Consider the following 17,406-nt stretch of genomic DNA (forward strand, 5'->3'; position numbering starts at 1 on the left):
ACGGATGGCCGCGCCGCGGGCCCCGGGGAACACCCGTTTGGCGTCCGCGTATTGGATTTTTGCGCCGGGCCGCGGTAATCTGTGGGGATCGTGGCAAAGCATTCGGCATCTCATCGTCAGCCCCGCACCTCGCGTAGCCGGGCGGGCTTCGTTCCCCACCTCTCGCGACACCGCGTAGTTTTGGGGCTATTTGCGTTCACCGCTGCCGCCACGTTCCTCGCGGTTAACGTGGTGGATCCGTATTCCGGCGCCACCGCCTCCCCGTATTACGAAAACGTACCCGTCTATCCGGTAACGGATGCTGGTATGGCCCAGACCATTAGCTTCGGCGGCGAGTACAGCAATGAACTCGGCCGCGATGGCTATGACGTGGCGCTGGCCCCCAAGCCCCCGAAGGACGAGGCAGGCGGCGACGCCCCGGTCCTGGAATCGGGAAGTCCCCGCGAGATCGCCCGGCAGATTGTGCTGGCGCGCGGCTGGGGCGAGGAGCAGTATCGCTGTCTCGACAAGCTGTGGCAGAAGGAATCAAATTGGCGTGTTAACGCCGAAAACCGCAGCAGCGGTGCCTACGGTATCCCGCAGGCACTTCCCGGTCGCAAGATGGCATCCGCGGGTGCCGACTGGCAGACCAATCCGGCCACCCAGATCACCTGGGGGCTCGGTTATATCTCCGGCCGTTACGGAACTCCGTGCGGCGCGTGGGGCCACTCCCAGGCCGTGAACTGGTATTAGCAGGTATCTGGGAATGTCCTCAAATAGGCGTTCAATACTGGCCCCGGGGCCGGAAGGCGCGTAAGGTAGACAAAATCGTGGCTAAACATCAGGCAATCGCAGTTCACCGTTCCCCCTCTGCATCTCGGAGGGGGGTGGCTGTTCGACCCTTCGCACGCGGTCGCCTGTTCCTCGGCGTCTTCGCGTTTGCCGCCACCTCGGCCATGGTCATGTGTAGCGTGGTAGACCCCTCCGCCGGGGCCCTGGCCAACCCGTTCCACTCCTCGCCCTATGCGCCGGTCTCCGAGGATGTCCTCACCTCGGTCGCCCAGGAGCTTGACGCCACGGGCGATTACGAAAATAACTTCACCCGCGAGGGCTACGCCGTGGAGGTCACCCCCAAGGTGGTGGAGCCCCCGGTGGAGGAAAAGAAGGAAGCCGATACCGATAAGGCCACCGCCGCGAAGACCCCGGCCAAGTCTCCCGCAGCGCCGAACGCCGGCCCGCCGAACCCCGGTTCCGCGCAGGCGATCGCCTTTGACCTGGTTGCCGCTCGTGGCTGGGACCAGAGCCAGTACTCCTGCCTCGTTGCGCTGTGGAATAAGGAATCGGGCTGGCGCTATAACGCCGCCAACCCGAGCGGAGCCTATGGCATCCCGCAGGCACTTCCCGGTCGCAAGATGGCATCCGCGGGTGCCGACTGGCAGACCAACCCCGCCACCCAGATCACCTGGGGCCTGGGCTATATCACCGGCCGCTATGGCAGCCCGTGTGGCGCCTGGGCCAAATCGCAGAGTTCCGGCTGGTATTAGCCGCCCAACCCCCGCCCGCTGGGCGGGGGTTTTTGCGTGCCCCGCGCGGCTGGAGGGAGCGCCGCCGCGCGTCTCCTAGAATGGAGAGCATGCCTCGGAGTAATCGCCCCCGTGGGCGCAAGTCGCCCGATAACGAGCCTCGGGATCTTCATTTCCTGATGGCCGGTTTCCGGCGCACCGAGAATCGCCGCGGCATCGAATATGCGGTGCAACCCATCTCCGTCCGCGCCGCCACCAAACCCTATACCTGCCCGGGCTGCAATCAGCGTGTCCCCGAGGGCGTGGCCCACGTGGTCGTCTGGCGCGTGGATAGCGTGATGGGCGAGCAGGCGGGGCTTGAGGCTCGCCGTCACTGGCATACCCACTGCTGGCAGATTTCTTAGAAAGGCCGTATTCCCGATGACCCTCATCGACGTTCGTTCCGGCGCGCAGCTCCCGGCCCACCGCGAGGATATTACGCTCCGCACGGCGGATGGCCTGACCCTGGTCGGGGAATTGGCCACGCCGCTGGACCACCCGCCCGTGGCCACCCTGGTCACGCTGCATCCGCTGCCCACCGCGCGCGGTTTTATGGACTCGCACGTGCTGCGTAAGGCCGCCTGGCGGTTGCCCGCGCTGGCCGATATTGCGGTGCTGCGGTTTAATACCCGCGGCACGTCCTCCCCGCGCGGCACCAGCGAGGGAGCGTTCTCCGAGGGAATCGACGAGCGCTTAGACGTCGAGGCGGCGATGGCCTTTGTGGCCGAGCGTGGCCTCCCCAATCCCTGGCTGCTCGGCTGGTCCTTTGGCACCGAACTGGCCCTGAAATACGGGCGCGAACTGGATATTCGCGGTGCCATCCTGCTGAGCCCGCCGCTGCACCGGGCGAGCGCGGAGGAGGTCGCCGCCTGGAGGGATAACCCGCGCCGCCTGATCGCGCTGATCCCCGAGCACGATGATTATCTGCGCCCCGCCGAGGCGGCCGAGCGCTTCTCCTCGCTGCCGGACCTGAAACTCATCCCCGTCGAGGACGGCAAGCACCTCTGGGTGGGGGAGCGCCAGGTGCGCCGCGTCCTGAACGAGATCGTGGCGGCGGTGAACCCCGATGCCCTTCCGCTGCCCGAGCAGTGGGAGGCCGCGGAGGATCCCGCCTAGGCGTTATTTCAGGTTTTGCCGCGGGATGAGCACCTGTTTGATGATCATCTGAATCGCGGCGGCCGTGGGGATCGCGATGAGCGCCCCGAGCAGGCCCAGCAGCGCCCCGCCCGAGAGCGCAGCGATGACCACCACGGCACCCGGCACGGAGACCGCGCGGCTCATGATGCGCGGGCTGATCAGATACGCCTCCACCTGCATATAGATGAGGTAGTAGATGCCCGCGGCGAGGGCTGTCAGCGGGGAGCCGAGCGTGGGAATCAGGCAGATCAGCGTGATGATGATGGAGCCCGAGAGCGTGCCCACGAGCGGGATCATCGACAGGAAAAACGCGATCGAGGCCAGCACGGGCGGGAACGGGGCGCCGATGATCGAGAGCACGATGAAGCTCAGCACACCGTTAAAGCTCGCGGTGGCGATCTGCCCGATCACATAGCGGCCCACCGAGTCGGTGATCTGTTCGCTCAGCTCGGCAAAACGCACCCGCTTGCTCGCGGGAACCAGCAGATAGCTGCTGCGCTTCATCATCGGCATCGAGGCCGTGAAGTAGATGGTGAGGATGGTGATCACCAGTGAGCCCACCACAAAGGAGCCGATGCCCACCGCGACGAGGATGGCCTGGCTGCCGATATTGGAGATATTGCCCAGCAGGAACTTCGCGATCTGATCCAGCATCTCGTCGAATTTAATCGCCGGGAATTGGTCGTTCAGATAACCCACCAGGTCGGTATTGCTCAGCTGGCGTTGGATATCGGGGATCCGCGCGATCAGCAGGGAGATCTGGTCCACCACGATCGGCACCACCATGGCCACGAGCCCGCCGATCACGGCGAGGGCGCCAAAGACCACGGTGAGGACGGCGGCCCAGCGCGGGAAGCTCTTTTTTTCGAGCCAGGACACCACGGGATCCAGGCCCAGGGCGAGGAAGAGGGCGGCGCCGATATAGACCAGAATCGTTTGCAGCTGCACGATCGAGAAGAGAATCAAAAGTCCTAGGCCAACGCCCAGGGTTCCGATCAGCCCCAGCCGGAACGCATTCTTGATCTGCACCGCTACTCCCAGATATTTCGCCCCATTGCCGGGGATTCCGGCCTGCCGATGGGTCTAGATCCGAGCATAGCGGGCCGGGTCTGGGAGGTACCGCATGCGCCCCCAATCCGTGCCCAGCGGGGCGGCCTCCTAGGAACTTTTACCGGAAGTCGGTTATCCTGAAGAGTCTGTGTGTGTTGCCGTTCGGCCCGTTTGGCCGAAACTGCGAAACCTGTTCCCTATTACGGCAACACAGGAGGAGAATCCGTGCGCTTTGTACTTGCCATTGCCTCGCTGGTGCTGGCCGCCGCGATGATTGTGCTGGGTATCGCTCAGCGAACCGTTTTGCTGGGCCCCGATGTCAGGACCCTGGAGTCCTCGCAATCGGCCGGCGAGCCCTATACCGTGATCGGTGGCTCCGCCCTCACCTCCCAGCCCGGCAATCAAACCATCACCGTGGCCGGCGAGGACGGCCAGAACGTCTCGATCATGTACGGCCGCACGGCCGATGTGGACGCCTGGCTGGGCACGTCTCCTTTTAATCAGCTCACGCTAAATAAGGAGGGCGATAGCCTCTCCTCGCAGAGCAAAACACTCGAGGCTAGCCCCGAGATTCCCGCGTCGGTGCGCCCCGAGGGCGTGGACGCCGCGGCCTGGGCCAATCCCGCGGGCTCCGATCTCTGGCTCGGCGAGATGACCGAGACCGGCGCCACGTTTATGACGGTTTCGGTGCCGGAGGATATGAGTGTGCTGATCGCGAGCAACGGCGTGGACCCCGCGCCCGCCACCGTCAGCGTGTCCTGGCCGCTGGATAACTCCACGCCCTGGGCCGATCCCCTGATCATCGGCGGACTGATCCTGCTGCTCCTGGGCATCATCCTGTACCTGCTGGGTATCCGCCATATGCGTAAGGCCCGCGGCCCGCGCCGCAAGTCCCTCGCCCCGCTTCCCGAGGAGGAGAGCAGCGTGAAGCTTCCGCGTGCCCCGAAATATCGTCCCGAGGGTGGGGCGGCCCCCAAGCGCCGCTTTGGCAAACGCTCCCGCGTGGCCCTTCCCGTGGCCCTGGTGGGCGTCTTGGCCCTCGGCGGCTGCGCACCGCTGAGCGATGTTGCGGCGGGGGATTCCGCCGTGGCCCAGGCCGCCGGCAGCACCGCATCGCCCTCGGCCACGCCCACGCCGATTCCCTCCGGCTCCGAGGTACCCCTGAACGAGCTGCCCTCGCCCGTGGTCACCGTGCCGCAGGCCGAGCGCATCGTGGCCAAGGTCTCCGTGACCACCCATAGCGCCGATAGCGATCTGGACCTGGACAAGCTGCGCACGCGCTTTGCCGGTCCCGCGCTGACCGAGCGCGAGGTGAGCTATAAGATTCGGGCCACCAAGCCCGAGCTGGCCGCCGCCACCCCGGTTCCCGGTTCCCCCGTGAAGCTCACGCTGCCGCAGGCCACCGATGCCTGGCCGCGCACGGTCCTCACGATCGTTCACGATAAGGACGATCCCTCGCTGGCCCCCACCGCCCTGACCCTCGTGCAGGAGAGCCCGCGCGCCAATTATCTGGTGCACTATGCCACGCGGCTGGAGCCCAGCGTGACCATCCCCGATCTGGCCCCGGCCACGATCGGTGCGGCACTCGTGGCCCCCGATTCGCAGTTCCTGAAGATGGCGCCCGACGCCCTGGGCAATGCCTATGGCGATATCCTCACCAACGGCGAAAACAGCGAGTTCTTCTCGATGTTTAAGGCCGAGGGCGATACCCTGCGCGCCCAGATCGCGAAGTTCCGTGAGGACGTGAACGCCTCGCTCGCCGATAAGGCCGCCACCGCCGAGTTCACCTCGGCCCCCGGCAGCGGCCGGCCCATCGCCCTCGCCAGCAATGACTCGGGCGCCGTGGTCTCGGTGAGCCTGAAGGACCTGGTGAAGGTCACGCCCTCGAACGCCGATGCCAAGGTGAAGCCCAGCGGCGAGACCGTGGCCGCGCTGCTCGGCGCCACCGAGACCGCCAAGCCGCTGCTGACCACCTATGAGGATCAGCTGTTGTTTTATGTACCCGCCAAGGACAGCGACGAGCAGATCGTCCTCCTTGGCTTTAGCCAGGCCCTGATCGGAGCGGAAGAAGTACAGTGACCGGATTTGATGCAAACCCGTCCAGCCTGAGGGGAGCGGTGGATCTGTCCTCGCTCGTTCGCGGGCATGAGCAGGCTGCGGCCGCCGCCGCGGGCCGTCCCGCGGGTGCCCCCGCCGCCGCGCAGGGCGCACCCGGTGCGCCGGTGGCCGTTCCCGGCCTCGCGTTCCAGGCCACGGATGCCGCGTTTAACGACGTGGTGGAGATCTCCACCAAGCTGCCCGTGGTGGTGCTGATCTGGTCGCCGCGCAGTGCTCTCAGCGATGACATGCGGCTGCGGCTCGCCACGTTGATCGCCGAGCAGGCCGGCCGGCTGGTGCTGGCCACAGTGGACGGCGATGCCAACCCGCAGCTGGTCCAGGCCTTCCAGGCCCAGTCCGTGCCCACCGTGGCCGGGCTGGTGGGTGGCCGCCCGCTGCCGATGTTTGAGGGCGATCAGCCCGATGAGCAGATTCGCGATATCTTCTCCCAGCTCGTGGAGATCGCGGGCCAGTCGGGAGTGAACGGTGTGGCCGAGGTGGCCGATGCCGAGGAGGCCGCCGAGGCCGAGCCCGAGCCGCTTCCTCCGCTGCACCAGGAGGCCTTTGACGCAATTGAATCCGGGGATTTCCCGGTGGCGATCGCCGCCTATGAAAAGGCAATCCTGCAGAACCCGCACGATACCGTGGCCCGCGCCGGGCTCGCCCAGGTGCGCCTGCTCGACCGCCTCTCGCACGGCACGCTGGAGGAGATCCGGGCGGCCGCCGCCGCGGGGCCCACCGATATTCCCGCGCAGCTTGCCGTGGCCGATCTGGATATTTCGGGCGGCCATGTGGACGATGCCTTTGGGCGTCTGCTGGACCTGTTCCCCGGGGCCGATGCCGAGGGCCGCACCGCCCTGCGCGAGCGCCTGGTGGAGTATTTTGACGTGGTGGGTATCGACGACCCCCGCGTGGTGCGCGCCCGCGCCCGCCTCACCAACCTGCTGTTTTAGGACGCGATACACACGATGACGGTCTACCTCGACCATGCGGCCACCACCCCGATGCGCCCCGAGGCCGTGGCGGCACTGACCGCCGCGCTCGGGCGCGTGGGCAATCCGGCCTCGATTCACGGTCCGGGGCAGGCCGCGCGTCGGCTGCTGGAGGAATCCCGCGAGCTGATCGCCGGTACCCTCGGCTGCGATCCGATCGAGGTGGTGCTCACCTCGGGCGGCACCGAGGCGATTAACCTCGCCCTCAAGGGGCTGTACTGGCGGCGGAATGCCGAGCGCTCGCGTCCCGTGATCATCGCCCCCGGCGGCGAACACCACGCGACGCTGGACACCCTGGAATGGCTCGAGGCACACGAGGGTGCGCGCGTGCACTGGCTCGACCTGGATCGCGACGGCCGGGTGGATCCCGCGCAGCTCTCCGCCGCGCTGGCCAAACACGAGGGCTCTGTCGCCGCCGTCACCTGCATCTGGGCCAATAACGAGGTGGGCACAATTCAGCCCATTGCCGAGCTCTCCCGGGTCTGTGTGGCCGCGGGTGTTCCCCTGCATGTGGACGCGGTGGCCGCCTATGGGCATGTGCCGGTGGATTTTGCCGCGCTCCGCGCCGCTTCCGGTGCCACGGGCGATACCGGCCTGGTGGCCCTCAGTGTCTCGGCCCATAAAATCGGCGGAACCGTCGGGGCCGGTGCGCTGGTCCTCTCGCGCCGCGCGGGCGTGGAGCCGCTGCTGCACGGCGGCGGGCAGCAGCGCCAGGTGCGTTCGGGCACGCAGGATGTGGCTGGCGCGGCCGCGTTTGCCGCCGCCGCCCTCGCCACCGCGCGCGATCTTGACGCGGATGCCTCCCGGATCGCTCAGCTGCGCGATTATCTGGTGGCCGAGGTGCGGCGGCTGATCCCCGAGGCCGTCCTGAACGGGGCGCTCGGGGACGAGCGCATCGACGCAAACGCCCATTTTTGTTTCCCCGGCGCGCAGGGGGACTCCCTGCTGTTTCTGCTGGATATGGCCGGCGTGGCCGTGTCCACCGGCTCGGCCTGCCAGGCCGGAATCCCGGAGCCCTCGCATGTGCTGCGCGCGATGGGGCGCAGCGAGGAGGAGGCCCGCAGCGCGCTGCGGGTAAGCCTCGGGCGCGGGACCACCCGCGCCGAGATCGACGCGCTCCTCTCCGCGCTTCCCGCGGCCTATGCCTCGGCCTCGCGGGCCGGGCTGTCCAACCGGGACGTGATCGAGGGTTAGCCCCGCGCGCGGTTCGTGTCGCGGCGCAACCCGCGTAGACTGTCCGGGTGAAGGTATTAGCAGCAATGAGTGGTGGCGTCGATTCCGCGGTGGCGGCGGCGCGCGCCGTAGAGGCCGGACACGAGGTCGTGGGTGTACACCTGGCGCTGAGTCGCATGCCCGGGACCCTGCGCACCGGTAGCCGCGGCTGTTGCACCATTGAAGACTCGATGGACGCCCAGCGCGCCTCCGATATCATCGGCATCCCCTATTACGTCTGGGACTTCTCCGAGCGTTTTAAGCTCGATGTGGTGGACGATTTCATCGCCGAATATTCCGCGGGCCGCACCCCCAACCCGTGCATGCGCTGCAATGAGAAGATCAAATTTGCGGCGCTGCTGGAAAAGGCCCTGGACCTCGGCTTTGATGCCGTGTGCACCGGGCATTATGCGGCGATCCGCTTTGATGAGCTGGGAAACCGCGAGCTGCACCGCGCAAGCGCCTGGGCCAAGGACCAGTCCTATGTGCTGGGTGTCCTCACCCCCGAGCAGCTTGAACACTGCTATTTCCCCCTCGCCGATACCCCGTCCAAGGCGCTGGTGCGGGCCGAGGCCGAGGAGCGCGGGCTGAGCGTGGCCAATAAGCCCGATAGCCACGATATTTGTTTTATCCCCGATGGTGATACCAAGGGCTGGCTGGCCGAGCGCGTGGGCACCCAGACCGGTGAGATCCGCGATCGTGAGGGCGCCGTGGTGGGCTCGCATGAGGGCGCCCACGCCTATACGGTGGGGCAGCGCCGCGGCCTGCACCTGGGCACCCCCGCCCCGGATGGCCGCCCGCGCTTTGTGCTTGAGGTGCGCCCCAAGACCAACGAGGTGATCGTGGGGCCCAAGGAGGCCCTGGCCACCGCCGAGATCGCCGGTACCCGCTATACCTGGGCCGGGCTGGCCCCCGAGAACCCGGGCGAGAGCTTCGACTGCGAGGTGCAGATCCGCGCCCATGCCGATCCGGTTCCCGCGGTGGCCCGCGTGGCCGATACCGCCGATGGCGGCACCGAGCTGCATATCATTCCCTCGGTATCGCTGGACGGTGTGGCCCCGGGCCAGACCGCCGTGGTGTACGTGGGTACGCGGGTGCTGGGCCAGTGCACCATCGATCGCACGGTCAGCGCGGTACCCGTGGGCGCCCTGGGCTAGGCGCCCCGGCGCCCGTGCGACGCGGGCCACACTCCGAGGAGTGTGGCCCGCGCCGTTTTCCGTGCGCGATTAGCCCCGCGGCGCGGGATCGGCGGGCACGGTGCTGGCCTCCTCGGCGCCAAAGCCGGTGAGTGAGCGCACCTCCATCTCGGCGGCGATCCGCGGGTCCTCGGGGCGGCCGCCTCCCAGGAGCGTGGCCAGCCAGCCCAGCGCAAACCCGACCGGGATCGATACCAGGCCCGGATTGGTGAGCGGGAAGACCGCAAAATCGGCACCCGGGAAGATGGCCGTCTCGCTGCCCGAGACCAGGGGCGAGACCACGATCAGGCCCACCGCGCAGATCAGGCCGCCATACATGCTCCACAGCGCACCGCGGGTATTAAACCGCTTCCAGAACAGCGAGTAGAGGATCGTGGGGAGATTGGCGCTGGCCGCCACGGCAAACGCCAGCGAGACCAAAAACGCCACGTTTTGATTCTGTACGCCCACGCCCCCGATCACGGCGAGCACGCCGATCACCACCACGGTATAGCGGGCCACCCGCACCTCGCGGGCGGGATCGGCGCGCCCGCGCTTCACCACATTGGCGTAGATATCGTGGGCGAAGGACGCGGCGGCGGTGAGGGTCAGGCCGGCGACCACCGCGAGGATCGTGGCGAAGGCCACCGCGGAGATAAACGCGAGCAGGACCGGGCCGCCGAGGGCAAGCGCGAGCAGCGGGGCCGCGGCGTTGACGCCGCCGGGGGCGGCGAGGATCTTCTCTCCACCCACGAGGGCCCCGGCGCCATAACCCAGCACGAGGGTGAAGAGATAAAACACCCCGATGATCACGATGGCCCAGACCACCGAGCGTCGCGCCTCGCGCGCGGTGGGCACGGTATAAAAGCGCATCAGCACGTGGGGCAGGCCCGCGGTGCCCAGCACTAGAGCGAGGGCGAGCGAGAGGAAATCAAGCGGCTTCTGCCCGTATTGCAGGCCGGGGGAGAGGATCTTTTCGGCATGGGGGGAGTTCTGGACCGCGGCATCAAGCACTGCATTCAGGCTGAAACCGTGGGTCGCGAGGACCCAGACGGTCATCACGGCCGCACCACCCACCAGCAGGATTGCCTTCACGATCTGCACCCAGGTGGTGCCCTTCATGCCGCCGAGCAGCACGTAGAGGATCATCAGGACCCCCACGATCACGATCACGAGGGATTGCTGGCCGGGATCGGAGATGCCGAGCAGGAGCGAGACCAGCCCGCCCGCCCCGGCCATCTGGGCGAGCAGATAGAAAAAACACACCGCGAGTGTGGTGAGTGCGGCGATCACGCGCACGGGCCGCTGCCGGAGCCGGAACGAGAGCACATCGGCCATCGTGAAGCGCCCGGTATTGCGCATGAGCTCGGCCACCAGCAGCAGCGCCACCAGCCAGGCCACGAGGAAGCCGATGGAATAGAGGAAGCCGTCGTAGCCGTAGATGGCGATGGCCCCCACGATGCCAAGGAACGAGGCCGCGGAGAGGTAGTCTCCCGAGATGGCGATGCCGTTTTGGTATCCGGTGAAGGAGCGGCCACCCGCATAAAAATCGGTGGCCGAGCGATTATTGCGGCTCGCCCGGATCACGATAAACAGGGTGACGGCGATGAACGCGGCGAAGATCGCGATATTTAGGACGGGATTATTTTCCGGGGTGCCGGACGCGGCGGCGGCGAGGGTGGCGCTCATGCGCGGGCCTCCGCGTCGAGGTCCGCACGCAGGTTCCGCGCGAGTGGATCCAGGCGGCGATTGGCATAGACCACATAGCCCGCGGTGATGCCAAAGGTGGAGACAAACTGGGCGAGACCCCAGAGCAAACCGATATTAAGATGGCCCCAGACGGATATGGCCATGAACGCGGGGGCCGATACCGCGCAGATGACATACGCAAGATACCAGACCAAAAAGGCCGCGGCCAGCGGGAAAATAAAGCGCCTCTGGCGGCGGCGCAGTAGCCGAAACTCGGGCGAGGATGCCGCCCGGAGATAGTCGACGGATGGTACGGATGACACGGTTGGTTCCATGATGTGGTCCCCTCACTGTGCGACCCCGCGGGGTCGGTCGCACAGCGCTGTGCGACGGGGTTTAGCATAGGGGAGAATTTCCCCACCGCCAATAGATTACGCACGTGATCAGGTATTTTAAGTGTCAACGGTGGTTATGAAGCGGGGGTGCTCTTGCGGCGGGCGGCACCCGGGAGAACCGGATGCCGCCCGCATGATTCCGGGCTAGGCCCCGGCTCCGCCCGCGGTGCGGGCCGCGCCCTTGCGGGTGAAGAGCGTCTCCGCCTGCTCCAGGCTCAGTCCGTTAGTTTCCGGAATCTTAAACCAGACAAACAGCAGCGAGCCAAACGCAAAGAGCGCATACATGCCATAGGTGAGCGGGAGCGAGGCCGCGGCCATCGCGGGGAAGCTCACAGTGATCAGGAAGTTGGCGATCCACTGCGCCATCGCGGCCACACCCAGCGCCTTGCCGCGGATCCGGCCCGGGAAGATCTCGCCCAGCAGCACCCAGACCAGCGGCCCCCAGCTCGCGGCAAAACAGACCACAAAGAGGTTCGCGGCGATCAGCGCGATCATGCCCCACGGGCCCTCGAGGTGCACCTCGCCGTTGATGGTGGTGGCGTTGGCAAAGGCCAGGGCCATCGTGCCCAGCGCGAGCGTCATGCCGATCGAACCTGTCAGCAGGATCGGGCGGCGGCCAATCCTGTCCACGAGGGAGATCGCCACGAGCGTCGCCACCACGTTGATGACCGAGGTGATCACGCCGATCAGGAGCGAGTTATCCTCGCCGAAGCCCACGGCCTTCCAGAGCGTGGTGGAATAGTAGAAGATCACGTTAATGCCCACAAACTGCTGGAACATCGACAGAATGATGCCGATCCAGACGATCGGCAGCAGCCGCCGGCCCCGGAAGAGCGAGGCCTTTTTAGAGGTGCGGTCCAGCTCGATGGCCTCATTGGCCTCGGTCACCGCGCTCTCGATATCCTTCGCGGGCCAGAGCGTCTCGAAGATCGCGCGGGCCTCGGGCTCGCGGCCGTGCATCAGCAGATAGCGCGGGGACTCCGGCAGGCGCAGGGCGAGGACCCCGTAGATCAGGGCGGGAATCGCGCAGACCAGGAACATCCAGCGCCAGGCGTCGAGGCCAAACCAGAACGGTTCGGAGGCCCCTCCCGCACCCGTGGCCAGCGAGGCGTCCGAGAGCAGAGCGGCAAAAATACCGAGGGTGATCGCGAGCTGTTGCAGCGAGGCGAGCCGGCCCCGCTCGTATTTGGGCGCGATCTCGGCAATATAGGCCGGGGCCACGACCGAGGCGATACCGATGCCGAGTCCGCCGATCACGCGCCAGAGGATGAGATCCCACGGGGCAAACGCAAACGCGGCGCCAAAGGAGGAGGCCAGGAAGAGCGCGGCGCCCAGCAGCATCGTGAAAATGCGCCCGCGGCGATCGGCGAGGCCGCCGGCGATATACGCGCCCGCGGCGCAACCCAGCAGGGCCGAGGCCACCGCAAAGCCGATCAGGCCATCCGAGAGCGCAAAATGCTGCTGCATTGCGTCCACGGCGCCGTTGACCACGGAGGAGTCAAAGCCAAAGAGGAAGCCTCCCACGGCGGCGGAGGCGGCCACGCCGATCACGCGGCGCTGGAGTTTTTTCTGGGCCGCACGATCGGCGGCGGTCACATGTTCTGACACGGGATCTCTTCTCTAAGAATGGATGTTGTACACCGTGTGGAGGGTGCGCACGATGTTCCGGCCGAGAGAGCGGTCGTTTCCGCGGTGGCTGTGCCACGCGCGATGCTGCAGTGTTCAATTTCCTCAACTAAGCCTAGTAGCCCGCGGGGTGAAGCGGTATCACATTCTCCGCGGCTCGCGAGCGGAGGCTGAGGGCGATTGCCGCCGGGATCATTTCCGTGGGCACCGTGTGGGGATACGCTCGGGGGAGCAGCGATCCCCGAAGCAAGGAGCCCAGCATGACCTTCACCTCACCCGAACGCCGGATTATCGCGGATGCCTGCGCCGAGTTCCCGAGCGATTATGCCCGGCTGGTGGCGCCGGTTAACGAGGACCTGGACGCGCTGGGTGCCGCGGTGACCCCCGAGATGACCGGCCAGGTGCTGGCCAACCTGAAGGCGTTTGCGGCGGGGGAGGTCCCGATCGGGGAGTGCCATCGCGATGAGGCCATGGGGTTTATCCGCGATGGTATTGCCGCGCTGCACGCCGATGATCCCGCCAATGCGGCCATTTCCTTTTTTGGGGCCGGGCTTAATTTCGCCTCGGCCCTGGCCAAGACTCCCGCGGGCCCCGGGGCGGACCGGCGGGCCGAGCTGCGCGCCGCGTTTGCCGCCGTGATCACGCCACTTGCGGATGGCGGCGCGCGCGGCGGGAATTAGGCGAGGGGCGTGCCGCGGCGGATGTCGGGGGTCCCTTTATAGACTGTCGGTGTGACTAAGAATATCGATGCCTCGCGACCCACCGCCCAGCTGCCGGAGGAGGAGCTCACGCAGGCCCAGGCCTCCGCCGAGGTGGAGGCGCTGACCATCGCCATTCTCGACCTGCGCGAGGCCTATTATGGCGGCCAGGCCGCGCTCGCCTCCGATGCCGAATACGATGCGCTGCAGCGCCGCCTGGAACTCATCGAGCACCGCTTCCCCGAGCTGCAAAGCCAGGACAGCCCCACGCTCACCGTGGGGGCCGCCGCCCGCTCCACCCTCTTTGACCCCGTCACCCATGCCGAGCGCATGCTCAGCCTCGATAACGTATTTAGCGAGGAGGAGCTGCGCGAATGGGCCGAGAAGACCACCCGGCTCGCCGGCCGCCCTGTACGCTTCCTCACCGAGCTGAAGATCGACGGCCTCGCGATTAACCTGCGCTATGAGCACGGCCGGCTTATCACCGCCGCCACCCGCGGCGATGGCGTGGTGGGCGAGGACGTCACCTCCAATGTGCACCTGATCCCCGCGATCCCGCAGCGCCTTCGCGGCACCGATCTGCCCGCGCTGGTGGAGGTTCGCGGCGAGATCTTCTTCCCCGTGGCGAGCTTCGATCAGATCAACGCCACGCAGCAGGCCGTGGGCGAGAAGGTCTTCGCAAATGCGCGTAATGCCGCGAGCGGTTCGCTGCGGCAAAAGCCCGATAATAAAACGCCCGCGCAGTTGGCCGCCATGACGGCCAGGCTGGGCAAGCTGGAGATGCTGGTGCACGGCATCGGGGCCTGGCCCAATCCGCCCGTGGAAACCCAGTCCGAGGTTTATGACGTGCTGAGCGGCTGGGGCCTGCCCACCTCCCCGTATTTTAAAGTTTTTAGCTCGATCGACGACGTGGTGGCGTTTATCCGCTATTACGGCGAGCACCGCGGCTCGGTCTCCCATGAGATCGACGGCATCGTCATTAAGGTTGACGACCTGGAGCTGCACGCCGAGCTGGGGGCCACGAGCCGCGCCCCGCGCTGGGCCACGGCCTTTAAATATCCGCCCGAGCAGGTGAATACCCGGCTGCTGGACATCGTGGTCAGCGTGGGGCGCACCGGCCGGGCCACGCCCTATGCGGTTATGGAAAAGGTGCGGGTGGCCGGCAGCGAGGTCTCCCAGGCCACCCTGCACAACCAGGATGTTGTGAAGGCCAAGGGGGTGCTGATCGGCGATATGGTGGTGCTGCGTAAGGCCGGAGACGTCATCCCCGAGGTGCTGGGCCCGGTGGTGGAGCTGCGGGATGGCTCCGAACGCGAGTTCATCATGCCCACAAACTGCCCCGAATGTGGCACGCCCCTGCGGGCCATGAAGGAGGGCGATATCGATCTGCGCTGCCCCAATGCCCGCTCCTGCCCCGCGCAGGTGCGCGGTCGGGTGGAGCATATTGGTTCGCGCGGGGCCCTCGATGTGGAGGCCCTCGGCGAGGTGGCCGCGGCCGCCCTGACCCAGCCGATCGAGCCGGCCCGGCCGCCCCTCGAAACCGAGGCGGGGCTGTTTTCGCTCACGCTGGAGGATCTTTTCCCCGTGGTCGTGGAGGTGCGCGATGGCGAGACCGGCGAGCCCCGGATCGACGAAAAAACGGGCCTCCCCAAGCGCCTGAGCCCGTTTAAGCGCAAACGGATTCGCACGGGCGCGCGCCGCGATCCCGAGTTTGATCCGGCCGGCGAGTTTTTTGGTGACGAGGATTTTGTGCCCTCCAAGCCCGCCACCGAACTGCTGCGCAACCTCGAGATCGCCAAGACCAAGCCGCTGTGGCGGCTCCTGGTCTCGCTGAATATTCGACACGTGGGCCCCGTGGCAGCGCGTGCCCTGGCCGATTATTTTGGTTCGCTCGATAACGTGCGCGCGGCCACCCGCGAGGAACTGGCCGAGGTGGAGGGGGTGGGCCCCACCATTGCCGATTCCCTAATTGAGTGGTTCCCGGTGGACTGGCACGAGGACATCATCCGGGCCTGGAGCGAGGCCGGGGTGCTCTGGAGTACCCCCGGCCACCCGGGCCCGGGTGCCGCGGCCGCCGCCGGGGGAGTGCTCAGCGGGCTCACGATTGTGGCCACGGGCAGCCTCGAGGGCTTTACGCGCGAGGGCGCGCAGGAGGCGATCATTTCCGCGGGCGGAAAATCGGCGTCGAGCGTGTCCAAAAAAACCGATTTTGTGGCGGCCGGGCCGGGGGCGGGTTCCAAGCTGGCCAAGGCCGAGGCGCTGGGCCTGCGGGTATTGGATGCCGCCCAGTTTGCGCGGCTCGTTGCGGAGGGTCCCGGGTTTTTGGCCGAGGCCGAGGCCGAACCCTCCGCGGCCGAATAGCGTTTTCCCGCGCCGGGTCGCCCGAGGGGTGACCCGGCGCGGGGCGCGTGCCCGGTATGGCCTCCGTGGGTGCCGGCACCCGCACCCCGGCCACCCCGGCCCCGTATTATCCCTGGCGCGCCTTGAGCCGGGGATTCTTTTTGTTAATCACAAAAACCCGGCCGCGGCGGCGCACCACCTGCGATCCGGGCTGGTTCTTGAGGCTCTTGAGCGAGTTGCGGACCTTCATGGACAATTCCCTTCGGTTGTTAACGATAACGGTTCTCATTAATGTAGCCTAGGAAACGACGCACGGGAAACCGTCCCGCTGCGCACCGGCACGAAGGGCAGGGGAGGCATGAAGCCCCGCATCGATGTGAGTCTTATTTTTGGAGTCTGCGGACCCGAACGCTCCCGGATCGCCGGGGAGCTGGCCCGGCGCGACGCCGCACTCCTGATCGCCGTGAGCCCCGCGGGGCCCGCATCCGAGGCGCTCGAGGAGTGCCTGCAATACCTCGCGCTGCTGGAGGACGGCGCGCGAGTGGTCCTCGATTGCCGAGGCGACGCCCAGCCCACCGAGATGCTGGGCCTGCTCCTCGCCGAGGAAAACCTGCCGGGCCTCGACCTGGCCATCGCGGGCCCCATCGCGGTGGTGGACGCCCCGCATTTTATGTCCGATCTCCTGGACGACGGATATGTTGAGGCGCTGGATAACCTCGAGGCCCGGCTCGGCCCTCTTGATCCCGCGGCGGCCGAACCGGCCGAGGGGCGGCGCTTCCTGGCCCACGCCGTGGTGGCGGCGGAACAGGTCGAATTTGCCCGGCACATCATCGTGACCAATACGCGGGCGCTTGGCCCCGGCGAGCTCACCCCGTTCCTGTCCCTCCTTGCGCACCTGAGCCCCAGCGCCCGGATCGGCGTGGCCGGGGCGGGGGCCGTCCCGTCCGGGCGGAGCGACCGCGTGGATTCCCCGGCGCGCGATACCCCGGGCTGGGTGCGCATCCTCAACCGCGAATTTGATCCGCTCCCGCGCAGCCCCCGCATCGGCTATCTGCGTTATGAGCAGCTGCGTCCCCTGCATCCGGGCCGCCTGCTGCGGCTCTTAAATACCCGGGTGGAACGGCGGGAGTTTGGTGTGCTGCTGCGCTCGGCGGGTTTTTGCCGCTTCGCCACCCGGCCCGGCGTGCTGGCGCGCTGGAACCATGTGGGGCACATGATCTCCTTTGAACCCCTAGAGCCCGAGGAATCCGAACCGCTCGGGGTTTTTGGCCAGGAGATCGCCTTTATCGGCGAGGAGCTGGATACCGAGGGGCTGCGTCGCGCCCTCGATGACTGCGCGCTCTCCGATGCCGAGTTTGCCGCGGGGGTGGGGCTCTGGACCAAACTGCCCGATCCGCTCCCGCGCTGGTTTGGTGCCGCCCAGTTTGGGTCCTAATGCCCGGGGCCGCCCCGGG

Annotated in this window: 16 protein-coding genes; 11 read left to right on the forward strand and 5 right to left on the reverse strand. The window is 67.0% G+C overall.

Annotated elements, in window-relative coordinates:
* The first annotated feature begins 90 nt into the window (after nt 1-90).
* The 4 genes from KXZ72_RS00415 (at nt 91) to KXZ72_RS00430 (ending at nt 2,657) form a co-directional block, all read left to right on the forward strand.
* On the forward strand, nt 91-732 hold the full coding sequence (locus KXZ72_RS00415; RefSeq protein ID WP_226081743.1) for an aggregation-promoting factor C-terminal-like domain-containing protein: 642 nt from the start codon (nt 91-93) through the stop codon (nt 730-732).
* 134 nt (nt 733-866) lie between these two features.
* Nucleotides 867-1,523 carry an aggregation-promoting factor C-terminal-like domain-containing protein gene (locus KXZ72_RS00420; RefSeq protein ID WP_226081744.1) on the forward strand — a complete coding sequence of 219 codons (657 nt, stop codon included), beginning with the start codon at nt 867-869 and terminating at the stop codon, nt 1,521-1,523.
* Between the two features lie 89 nt (nt 1,524-1,612).
* A complete protein-coding gene (locus KXZ72_RS00425) occupies nt 1,613-1,906 on the forward strand; it encodes a hypothetical protein (protein WP_226081745.1) in 294 nt (97 codons plus the stop codon).
* Nucleotides 1,907-1,922: 16 nt separating this feature from the next.
* Complete coding sequence (locus KXZ72_RS00430) at nt 1,923-2,657, forward strand: alpha/beta hydrolase (RefSeq protein WP_226081746.1); 735 nt, start codon at nt 1,923-1,925, stop codon at nt 2,655-2,657.
* 3 nt (nt 2,658-2,660) lie between these two features.
* On the opposite strand, the gene KXZ72_RS00435 is transcribed toward KXZ72_RS00430, so the two are convergent.
* Complete coding sequence (locus KXZ72_RS00435; RefSeq protein ID WP_226081747.1) at nt 2,661-3,707, reverse strand: AI-2E family transporter; 1,047 nt, start codon at nt 3,705-3,707, stop codon at nt 2,661-2,663.
* A gap of 246 nt (nt 3,708-3,953) precedes the next feature.
* Between KXZ72_RS00435 and KXZ72_RS00440 the strand changes: the two genes are divergently transcribed.
* The 4 genes from KXZ72_RS00440 (at nt 3,954) to mnmA (ending at nt 9,186) form a co-directional block, all read left to right on the forward strand.
* Nucleotides 3,954-5,807, forward strand: coding sequence for a hypothetical protein (locus KXZ72_RS00440; RefSeq protein ID WP_226081748.1), 1,854 nt, complete (start codon nt 3,954-3,956; stop codon nt 5,805-5,807).
* Entirely contained in the window at nt 5,804-6,778 is a 975-nt protein-coding gene (locus tag KXZ72_RS00445) for a tetratricopeptide repeat protein (protein ID WP_226081749.1), read from the forward strand. The genes KXZ72_RS00440 and KXZ72_RS00445 overlap by 4 nt, the downstream gene beginning before the upstream one ends.
* 15 nt (nt 6,779-6,793) lie before the next feature.
* Nucleotides 6,794-8,011 (forward strand): cysteine desulfurase family protein, encoded by a 1,218-nt coding sequence (locus KXZ72_RS00450; protein WP_226081750.1) that lies wholly within the window; start codon nt 6,794-6,796, stop codon nt 8,009-8,011.
* 65 nt (nt 8,012-8,076) lie between these two features.
* On the forward strand, nt 8,077-9,186 hold the full coding sequence (gene mnmA, locus KXZ72_RS00455) for a tRNA 2-thiouridine(34) synthase MnmA (RefSeq protein ID WP_264159417.1): 1,110 nt from the start codon (nt 8,077-8,079) through the stop codon (nt 9,184-9,186).
* A 69-nt stretch (nt 9,187-9,255) separates the two neighbouring features.
* Here mnmA and KXZ72_RS00460 read toward each other — a convergent pair whose 3' ends face one another.
* From KXZ72_RS00460 to KXZ72_RS00470, 3 genes are all read right to left on the reverse strand, one after another.
* Nucleotides 9,256-10,893, reverse strand: coding sequence for a solute symporter family protein (locus tag KXZ72_RS00460; RefSeq protein WP_226081752.1), 1,638 nt, complete (start codon nt 10,891-10,893; stop codon nt 9,256-9,258).
* Nucleotides 10,890-11,228, reverse strand: a complete 339-nt coding sequence (locus KXZ72_RS00465) for a DUF485 domain-containing protein (protein ID WP_404823655.1) — start codon at nt 11,226-11,228, stop codon at nt 10,890-10,892. The genes KXZ72_RS00460 and KXZ72_RS00465 overlap by 4 nt, the downstream gene beginning before the upstream one ends.
* 204 nt (nt 11,229-11,432) lie before the next feature.
* Nucleotides 11,433-12,896, reverse strand: coding sequence for a sugar porter family MFS transporter (locus KXZ72_RS00470; protein ID WP_226081754.1), 1,464 nt, complete (start codon nt 12,894-12,896; stop codon nt 11,433-11,435).
* Nucleotides 12,897-13,174: 278 nt separating this feature from the next.
* On the opposite strand from KXZ72_RS00470, the gene KXZ72_RS00475 reads away from it, so the two are divergent.
* Together KXZ72_RS00475 and ligA are read left to right on the forward strand one after the other, a co-directional pair.
* On the forward strand, nt 13,175-13,594 hold the full coding sequence (locus KXZ72_RS00475; protein WP_226081755.1) for a hypothetical protein: 420 nt from the start codon (nt 13,175-13,177) through the stop codon (nt 13,592-13,594).
* Between the two features lie 63 nt (nt 13,595-13,657).
* Nucleotides 13,658-15,973: an NAD-dependent DNA ligase LigA gene (gene ligA, locus KXZ72_RS00480; RefSeq protein ID WP_404823686.1), complete on the forward strand. Its 2,316-nt coding sequence runs from the start codon at nt 13,658-13,660 to the stop codon at nt 15,971-15,973.
* A 106-nt stretch (nt 15,974-16,079) separates the two neighbouring features.
* Here ligA and ykgO read toward each other — a convergent pair whose 3' ends face one another.
* Nucleotides 16,080-16,202 (reverse strand): type B 50S ribosomal protein L36, encoded by a 123-nt coding sequence (gene ykgO, locus KXZ72_RS00485; protein ID WP_029067950.1) that lies wholly within the window; start codon nt 16,200-16,202, stop codon nt 16,080-16,082.
* A gap of 108 nt (nt 16,203-16,310) precedes the next feature.
* On the opposite strand from ykgO, the gene KXZ72_RS00490 reads away from it, so the two are divergent.
* Complete coding sequence (locus tag KXZ72_RS00490) at nt 16,311-17,387, forward strand: GTP-binding protein (RefSeq protein WP_226081756.1); 1,077 nt, start codon at nt 16,311-16,313, stop codon at nt 17,385-17,387.
* The last annotated feature ends 19 nt before the right edge of the window (nt 17,388-17,406 follow it).

Origin of the sequence: Mycetocola spongiae, assembly GCF_020424085.1 — a bacterium.
Lineage (GTDB): Bacteria > Actinomycetota > Actinomycetes > Actinomycetales > Microbacteriaceae > Mycetocola > Mycetocola spongiae.